Origin of the sequence: Streptomyces sp. NPDC050636 (assembly GCF_040654775.1) — a bacterium.
Taxonomy (GTDB): Bacteria; Actinomycetota; Actinomycetes; order Streptomycetales; family Streptomycetaceae; genus Streptomyces.
Window position 1 is genome coordinate 1 of sequence record NZ_JBFAIP010000170.1, and the last position, 7,847, is coordinate 7,847.

General features: G+C 68.8%; 6 protein-coding genes and 1 pseudogene. 3 read left to right on the top strand and 4 right to left on the bottom strand.

The features are described 5' to 3' along the window. Positions 1 to 318: 318 nt before the first annotated feature. Positions 319 to 604, top strand: a pseudogene (locus AB0I10_RS39390) (IS5/IS1182 family transposase); the annotation flags it as partial. A 188-nt stretch (positions 605 to 792) separates the two neighbouring features. Further along, a complete protein-coding gene (locus AB0I10_RS39395; protein ID WP_363157561.1) occupies positions 793 to 1,551 on the top strand; it encodes a PE-PPE domain-containing protein in 759 nt (252 codons plus the stop codon). A 126-nt stretch (positions 1,552 to 1,677) separates the two neighbouring features. On the opposite strand, the gene AB0I10_RS39400 is transcribed toward AB0I10_RS39395, so the two are convergent. From AB0I10_RS39400 to AB0I10_RS39415, 4 genes are all read right to left on the bottom strand, one after another. Next, positions 1,678 to 2,343, bottom strand: a complete 666-nt coding sequence (locus AB0I10_RS39400; RefSeq protein WP_363157562.1) for a tetratricopeptide repeat protein — start codon at positions 2,341 to 2,343, stop codon at positions 1,678 to 1,680. A 291-nt stretch (positions 2,344 to 2,634) separates the two neighbouring features. Further along, positions 2,635 to 4,056 carry a xylulokinase gene (xylB, locus tag AB0I10_RS39405; protein WP_363157563.1) on the bottom strand — a complete coding sequence of 474 codons (1,422 nt, stop codon included), beginning with the start codon at positions 4,054 to 4,056 and terminating at the stop codon, positions 2,635 to 2,637. A 68-nt stretch (positions 4,057 to 4,124) separates the two neighbouring features. Further along, positions 4,125 to 5,123 carry a zinc-dependent alcohol dehydrogenase family protein gene (locus AB0I10_RS39410; protein WP_363157564.1) on the bottom strand — a complete coding sequence of 333 codons (999 nt, stop codon included), beginning with the start codon at positions 5,121 to 5,123 and terminating at the stop codon, positions 4,125 to 4,127. Positions 5,124 to 5,244: 121 nt separating this feature from the next. Then, positions 5,245 to 6,036 carry a DeoR/GlpR family DNA-binding transcription regulator gene (locus AB0I10_RS39415; RefSeq protein WP_363157565.1) on the bottom strand — a complete coding sequence of 264 codons (792 nt, stop codon included), beginning with the start codon at positions 6,034 to 6,036 and terminating at the stop codon, positions 5,245 to 5,247. 181 nt (positions 6,037 to 6,217) lie between these two features. Here AB0I10_RS39415 and AB0I10_RS39420 point away from each other — a divergent pair, with 181 nt between their 5' ends. After that, complete coding sequence (locus AB0I10_RS39420) at positions 6,218 to 7,693, top strand: MFS transporter (protein ID WP_363157566.1); 1,476 nt, start codon at positions 6,218 to 6,220, stop codon at positions 7,691 to 7,693. The last annotated feature ends 154 nt before the right edge of the window (positions 7,694 to 7,847 follow it).

The following is a 7,847-nucleotide window of genomic DNA, read 5'->3' on the forward strand; positions in this document are numbered from 1 at the left end:
CGTGGGGGCAGTTTGCGTCTCCGTATGAGGAGTCGGCGCCGGTGCCGGGTCCGACGCAGCCGTGGACGCAGTACCACCTCAGCTCCTGACACACAGACGCGCGTCTCGTAGGCCAACGAGTCGCGCTCGTCGCCCATGGGCCCGCCGCGGATGGGGTAGCTCCCGGCGGGCTTCCCCATCGGCCCGGAGAACTACAGAACGGCACAAGCGGCATCCTGACCGGCTGGTGGTCCAGGGCACCCTGATCGTGCTGCACACCCTGTGCGTGCTGCACACGGGATCTCCTGGGAACACCCCCCGCAGAAACTCGACTTCGGGTCGGGCATGACCTGCTGGCGCCGCCTGGCCGAGTGGACCGAGGCCGCCGGGGTGTGGCCCCGGCTGCACGAGGTCCTCCTCACCAGGCTCCGCGCCGCAAAAGCCCTGGACTTCTCCCATGCGCCGGTCGATGGTTCCCACATCCGGGCGTTGGAGGGGACCCAAGACCGGACGAAGCCCCGTCGGCCGGGGCAGGACGGGCGGCAGGCATCAGCTGATCACCGATGCCACCGGCATTCCGTTCGCCGTCACCTTGACCGGCGGCAGCCGCGACAACATCACCCAGCGCCAAGTAGCCCGTTGAGCGGCAGGCCCACGCCGAGGGCCGGACCGTACCGCGCGGATCCGGCCCTCGGCTGCCCCACCAGCGCATTCATTGCTGTGTCAGCGCAATTTCAACGGCTGTGGCTAGCGTCAACGCCGTTCGATGCAGGCACGTCTCAACCCAAGGGGGAGACCCAGGCAATGGCAAAAATGAGCAGGCTGACACGGGCGGTGGGGACCGCCGCCATGACGGCGGCGATGGTGGCCGGCACCGCCGTCATCGCACCCACCGTCGCGCAGGCCGACGACGTCAACCACTACTACCTCGAGGTGGGCGGCACGGGCGCCGCGGCGGACGAGTCCGAAGGATGCACCACGTCCTACGGATTCGCGAACCGGTCCCTGGTCGAGGGCGAGAAGATCGTTCCGGTCTGCTACCCGGCGAGCGCCGGTCCGTGGGTGGGCAGCAAGCAGTTCAGCCCGGACCCGAGCGCACCGAGCTACGACGCCAGCGTGGAAGTGGGGTACAAGAATCTGCTGGCCGCCGCCGAGGACACCCACCGCCGCGACCCGAACGCACGCCTCACGATCGTCGGCTACTCCCAAGGCGCGCAGGTCGCGGACGTGGTGCTCCAGAAGATCGCCAACAACGAGACCGCCGTCCCGCGCGAACAGGTCAACGGCATGCTCTACGCCGACCCGATGCAGCCCGGCACCGGCGCAGCGGCCCGCGTGCCGAAGGGCGTGAGCGCACTCGGGTTCACCTCGCCCGGTGCCGGGCCGGAGGAGTTCCCGGGCGTTCCGGTCGAGCGGTTCTGCATCCGCGGCGACGGGGTGTGCGACGCCACCTCGCTCGAGTCCATCGCCGGCTACTTCACCAAGCACGGGAACTACCCCGTGGAAGGCAACGTCATGACCCGGACCATCGCCAACGACGGCGGCAACGGGATCACCTGGCTGGACGCCTGACCTGACGGCGTCCGCTGCCGTGGCCCGCGGGGGAGGCGGCGGAACCATTGGCCCGGCCGGTGAGCTACGGCCGGGCCAATGGGCGTGGCGCTCGCGGTGCGTTGTCCCGTCGCCTGTGTCGTGGCGCTAGAAATCGCCGACGCCCGGCTTTCGCCGACGCCCGGCTTTCGCCGACGCCCGGCTTTCGCCGACGGCGCGGGAGAGTTCTGTGGGGTTGGCGTCGGTATCGGAGAGGGTGATGGCCCGCTCGAACTGGTCGCATACCTGGGTGAGGTGTTCCTGCGGGGCATTGCACCAGACCAGCCGATTGCGGATCCTGATCTCCGATTCGGTGCCGGTCTGGCCGCTGAACACGGCCAGTGCCCGACGGCGGAGTTCGGCCTCCTTCTCGTGATTGCCCGAGCACTCTTCGACGGTGCCCAGCCTGCCGAGGACAGCCGCATACAGGGGGACATCCCCGAGGCGCTTGGCGAATTCCTCGGCCGGGCGGAGCAGGTCGGACGCGTCGGCGGGCCGACCGATATCGAGCTGGAGACTTCCGAGACGGAGCAGCGTCTTGCCCGTCAGCCGGGGACTGCCGATCTTCCGGGCGAGGTCGAGCACCTCCGCGTAGCAGTCCTGCGCCTTGTCGTCCTCTCCGAGCTGGTGGTGGATGGCGCCGACGTTGGACAGGCACATGGCCATGAGCCAGTCGTCGTCCAACTGCTCGGCCAGGTCTGTCGCTTCGGCGAGGTGGGCCATGGACTCGACCGCCCGCCCCTCCACATTGGCGAAGATCCCGAGGGAACCCACGGCCCGAGTCTGCTCACGCAGGTCACCGGCCTTGCGGCTGACCTCCAAGGCGTCTCCCAGCCAGGTGCGGGCCTGCCGGTCGGGAAGGCGGAGGGGCCCCAGTTGAGGGTCCGGACTTCCCCGGGGCGCCGGGGCGAATTTCCGTGACGACGGTATCCCTGGCGGAGCGCACAATAGCCCCGGTGGCATCACGCTTCGGCCGAGCCGAGCCGAGCCGACCCGCACCCCCCGGATCGTCCGTCCCGGAGTGATCCAACCACCTCGAAGATCATTCCGTTAGGGGTTTCTCAGCTAGGAGTTCTCAGCGCTTCCGTACACCATCGACCGGGCGCTCGCATACGCCTCGCGGATGCGGAGCCCGGTGGCATGGTCGGCGGAGCCGGGGCAGTGCCGGGCTGCCGAAGCGACCGGCCACCGGGGCGGTTCCGGGGTTCCGGCCAGCGCCCAGGCGGCCTGCCGGGCCGCACCGAGGGCGACGTACTCGTCCGGTTCCGGCACGGTCACCGGGGTGCCGAAGATCTCGGCGGCGATCTCGCCGACCACCGGAGCCTTGGCGGCGCCTCCGATGATCAGGACGCGGCGGGTGCTGATGCCCTGCGCACGCAGCTCGTCGAGCGCGTCGGCCATATTGCACAGCATCCCTTCGACCGCTGCCCGGGCGAGCTGCGGCGGATGCATATTGGACTTGCGCATCCCCATCAAACTGCCCGCGGCTTCGGGGAGATTGGGAGTCCGCTCGCCGCCCAGATACGGCAGGAAGACCAGACCGCCGGCGCCGGGCTCGGCCTCGCGGGCGAGAAGGTCGATATCGGCGAGTCCGGTGCCGAGCATGCGTGCGGTGGAGCTGAGGACGCGAGCGGCGTTCAGGGTGCACACCAGCGGCAGGAAGCGGCCGGTCGCGTCGGCGAATCCGGCTACCGCCCCGGTGGGGTCGCCCACCGGGTGCTCGGAGAGCGCGAAGGCCGTGCCGCTGGTGCCCAGGGAGATCACCACATCGCCCGGCTGGATGCCGAGCCCGAGCGCCGCGCCCATGTTGTCACCGGTCCCGGCGGCCACGAGGGCGCCGTGCGGTGTGCGGCCCGCGGCCTCGTACGGGCCCAGGACGCGCGGCAGTTCAGGGGTACGGCCGCCGAAGGCGAGGCTGACCAGGTCATGGCGGTAGGCGCCGTCGGCCGGTGACCAGTAGCCCGTACCGGACGCATCTCCCCGGTCGGTGACCGGTTCGGCGCCGGTACCCGGACCACCGCACAACCGCCAGGTCAGCCAGTCGTGCGGCAGCAGCACCCGGTCGGTGCGGTCCGCGAGACCGGGCTCGTGCTCGGCCAGCCAGCGCAGCTTGGTCACGGTGATGGCCGCGACCGGGACGGTGCCGACGGCCTGGGCCCATTTCTCCGGGCCGCCGAGTTCGCCGACGAGGTCGGCGGCGGCCTGTGCCGAGCGGGTGTCGTTCCACAACAGTGCATCGCGCAACGGCTGTCCGGCCGCGTCGAGTGCCACCAGGCCGTGCTGCTGACCGGCGACCGCGATCGCGTCCACCTGCTCCAGCAGACCGTCGCCCGCTTCGAGGAGCGCGCGCCACCAGGCCTCGGGGTCGACCTCGGTGCCATCGGGGTGGGCTGCCCGGCCCTGGTGCAGGACTTTCCCGGTGGTGGCGTCACAGACGACGATCTTGCAGGACTGGGTCGAGGAGTCCACTCCGGCAACTGTCGGCATGAGGGTTTTCGCTTCCGTACGAGGGACGAGGGAGGGGGAGGGAGATGGTAGATGGGGGAAGGGCGGCCTCAGGCAGTCGGGCGGATCTGGATCTTGCGGCCGGAGCCGTCGCGGAACGCCTGCAGCGCGGCGGGGAATTCCTCCAGCCCGAAGCTGTGCGTGATCATGGTGTCGGCGTCGATGACGCCCTTGGCCATCAGGTCCACCGCCCGGCCGAAGCTGTGCAGGACGGCCATGGACCCGACGATGGTGATCTCGTCGTTGTAGACACTGAACGGCGAGAAGGATGCCTTGGCGGCGGAGGGGGCGACGCCGAACTGCTGGAACGTACCGCCACGGCGCACCCGGGTCAGACCGTCCTCGATGACCGGGATGACGCCGGTGCAGTCGATCACGGTCTCCCAGCCCTGCGGCCGGTCCAGGGCATCGGCGTCCGCACCGGTGGCGTCCGCGCCGAGCCGCTCGGCGATCCGCAGCCGGTCCTTGTTGATGTCCACGACGGACAGGGACGCGGCGCCCGCGGCCTTGGCGAGCTGGAGCATCATCAGGCCCATGGTGCCCGCGCCGTAGATGAGGTAGTGGTCGCCGAGGCGGCGCGGCAGCACATCGAAGCCGCGTACGGCGCAGGACAGCGGCTCGATCAGCGTGCCCTGGACGACGTCCACACTTTCCGGCAGCCGGTAGCAGTTGGCGGCGGGCACCTTCACGTACTCGGCCATCGCACCGTCCACGGTGTCGCCGATCGCTCCCCACTTCTCGCACAGGTTGCCGTGCCCGATGGAGCAGTAGTGGCAGGCGCCGCAGAACAGCGACGGGTCGACCGCGACCTGCTCCCCGGCCTGCAGGCCGCTGACTCCCGCACCGAGTGCGACGATCTCGCCGGTGAACTCATGACCGGGAATGATCGGGTACGGCGTGGGTGCGAACTCGCCCTGGACGATGTGCACATCGGTACCGCAGATCCCTACGGCCGCGGGGGCGATGATGACCTCGCCGGGACCCGGGGTGGGGTCGGGGACGGTGGTGACCCCGTAGTGCTCGGGGGTTTCGATGACGAGGGCACGCATGAGGTGGGGCCTTTCAAGGGGAAGCCAGGGGCGTCTGGACGGGGCGGGAATCGGGGCGAGAGCTGAGGCGAGAGTTGAGGTGAAAGCTGAGGCGAGTTGAGGTGCGAGCTGCGGTGGTGTCTCAGCTCTCGGCTTCGACGGTGCGGATGTCCACACCGAGGTCGCGGACGGACCGGAGTTCCTCTTCGGGTGTCCCGGCATCCGTGACCAGCAGGTCGTAGCCGCTGACATCGCCGTACGCGTAGGTGGCCGTACGGCCGAACTTGCTGTGGTCGACGGCGAGTACGGCACGGTCGGCCGCCTGCAGATACGCCTCCTTGTTGTCCGCGTACTCGCGCACCGGGTGGAAGAGCCGGCCGGCGCTGACCGATGTGGCGGTGACAAAGGCGACGTTGGCGCGGACGTGCTGGAGCTGGCGCCGGGTCTGCGGCCCCGCGCACGACTCGAAGTCCTCGTAGAACCGGTCGCCCAGCAGGGTGACCTCGGTGGGTGACCCGGACAGGAGGTAGGTGATGCGGAGCGAGTTGGTGATCACGCGGATCCCGTCCATCCCGGCTATCCGGCGGGCGAGCGGGAAGAAGGTGGAACCGCAGTCGAGCAGCACCGTGCTGCCCGGGGTGATCTCGTCGACGAGCGCGTCCGCGATGGCGGTCTTGGCCGCCATCTGGGCGTGCTCGCGGAAGCGCAGCGCGCTCTCCATCGTGACGTTGGAGAAGGACGTCGCCACCCCGCGGCCCTTGCGGACCAGCTGCCGCTCATCGAGATTGTCCAGGTCACGGTGCATGGTCATCACGCTGACCTGCAGTCGCTCGGCGAGGTCGGCGATACGGATCTCGCCCTCTTCGGCGACATGACGCAGCACCGCCTGGCGGCGCTCCTCCACCTCGGCCTCGGAACCACGGCTCGGTCTCATCGCTGGGCGCCCCGATCATTTCCTCGTTTGCTCACCGGCTGCGTCGATTGCTCGCGGTTGCCGCTGTTTCTGAAACGTCACTGCGACCGTCGCTCTGCACGTCGCTCTGAGAACGTCGCTCTGAACGTCGCTCCGGCCGTCTCTCTTCACGATAGAACATCACACACTTTCTGTGAAGCCATTGAAATTCTCTGAGAAGGTGTTCAAGGTGGTGACCGCCCTGGGCATCCGCCCGGCCTGTCAGGAGGTTCCCGTCGTGCCACCGTCCCCGTCCCCCGCCATCTGCGCCGGAATACCCCGAGCCCTTCTCTGGGGCTACGTCGGCGTACTGCTGTTCATGATCGGCGACGGTGTGGAGACCAGCTATCTCCCCACGTACTTCAAGACCGACCTCGGCTTCGCCGAAGCGAGCGTCGGCATCATCTTCACGCTCTACGGCATCACCGCCGCCATCGGCGCCTTCCTGGCCGGCGGGCTGTCCGACCTGTGGGGACCGCGCAAGGTGATGATGGCCGGTGCCGCCTGCTGGGTGGTCTGTCACGCGCTCATGCTCGCGGTCGCCATTCCGGCCCACTCGTACCCGCTGATCCTGCTCTCCTACGGCATGCGGGGCTTCGGCTATCCGCTGTTCGCCTACGGGTTCATGGTCTGGATCATGGCGGGCGCCCCGGAGCGGCAACTCGGCAAGGCCCTGGGCTGGTTCTGGTTCTGCTTCACCGTGGGCTACCCCGTCCTCGGCTCGGCCCTGGTCTCGCTCCTCAAGCCTGCGATCGGCTTCTACGGGACGTTGTGGATCTCGCTCGCCATGATCGTCGCGGGTGCCCTGGTCGTCCTGGTCCTGCTGCGCGAACGCTCAGGCTTCCAGGGCCTGTCCAAGGGGTCGGAGCGCGACAGCCTCACCCGCACACTCACCGGCTGCTTCACCGTCATGTTCGCCAAGCCGAGAGTCGGCATGGGGGCCATCGTCCGGCTCATCAACACCACCTCGCAGTTCGGCGTATGGGTCTTCATCCCGCTGTACCTCGTCGACCAGGTCGGCTTCTCTGCGCAAGAGTGGGCCGCACTGCTCATCGTGATGATGGTGAGCAATCTCGCCTGTGTCGTGCTCTTCGGAGCTCTCGGCGACAAGTGGAGCCGACGCAAGACCGTCGCCTGGCTCGGCGGAGTCGTCTCCGCCATGGCCTGCCTGGCCCTCTACTACGTTCCTGCGACCGCAGGCCACGACTATCTGCTCGTCGCGATCGCTGCGGGCGCGCTGGGCATCGGCATGGCCGGATACGTGCCCCTGCCCCCGCTCATGACCACCCAGGCCCCGGAACGCAAGGGCCAGGTCATGTCCGCGTACACCTTGGGCGCCGGTGCCAGCATGGCCTTCGGCCCCCTCATCGGCACGGTCTTCATCGGCCCGCTCGGCATCCAGGGAGTCATGTGGATCTACGCCGCGCTGCACCTGCTCAGCACCGTCCTCGTACTGTTCATGAAGGTACCGACGGCGATGTGTTTGGAGTCGGAGACGGAGACGGGGCCGAGCGTCCACACAGGTGACTGCGTCGTGGCACGGAAGGGTCACGAGGATCACCGGGGTCACGAGGATCACCAGGCTCACCAGAGTCAGGAGGAACCGGACGCGCCGGCGATGTCCGAGGTGGGCAGTTGATACGGGGGTACTGACGAATCGTCAACTGCCAGCTCCCCGTGCGTCGATGCCCCGGAGGTGCCGTCCGGGCTCCCGTACCGTCGCCCGGCCCGGCTGGGGGGGGTTGGTCATGAAATATTAAGAACCGTTGGTAAACCAGGGTCGGGTGCGTGGT

Coding starts and splice junctions, on each gene's coding strand:
- AB0I10_RS39410 (WP_363157564.1), bottom strand. CDS start 5,123: ATGCGTGCCCTCGTCATCGAAACCCCCGAGCACTACGGGGTCACCACC.
- AB0I10_RS39395 (WP_363157561.1), top strand. CDS start 793: ATGAGCAGGCTGACACGGGCGGTGGGGACCGCCGCCATGACGGCGGCG.
- xylB (WP_363157563.1), bottom strand. CDS start 4,056: ATGCCGACAGTTGCCGGAGTGGACTCCTCGACCCAGTCCTGCAAGATC.
- AB0I10_RS39415 (WP_363157565.1), bottom strand. CDS start 6,036: ATGAGACCGAGCCGTGGTTCCGAGGCCGAGGTGGAGGAGCGCCGCCAG.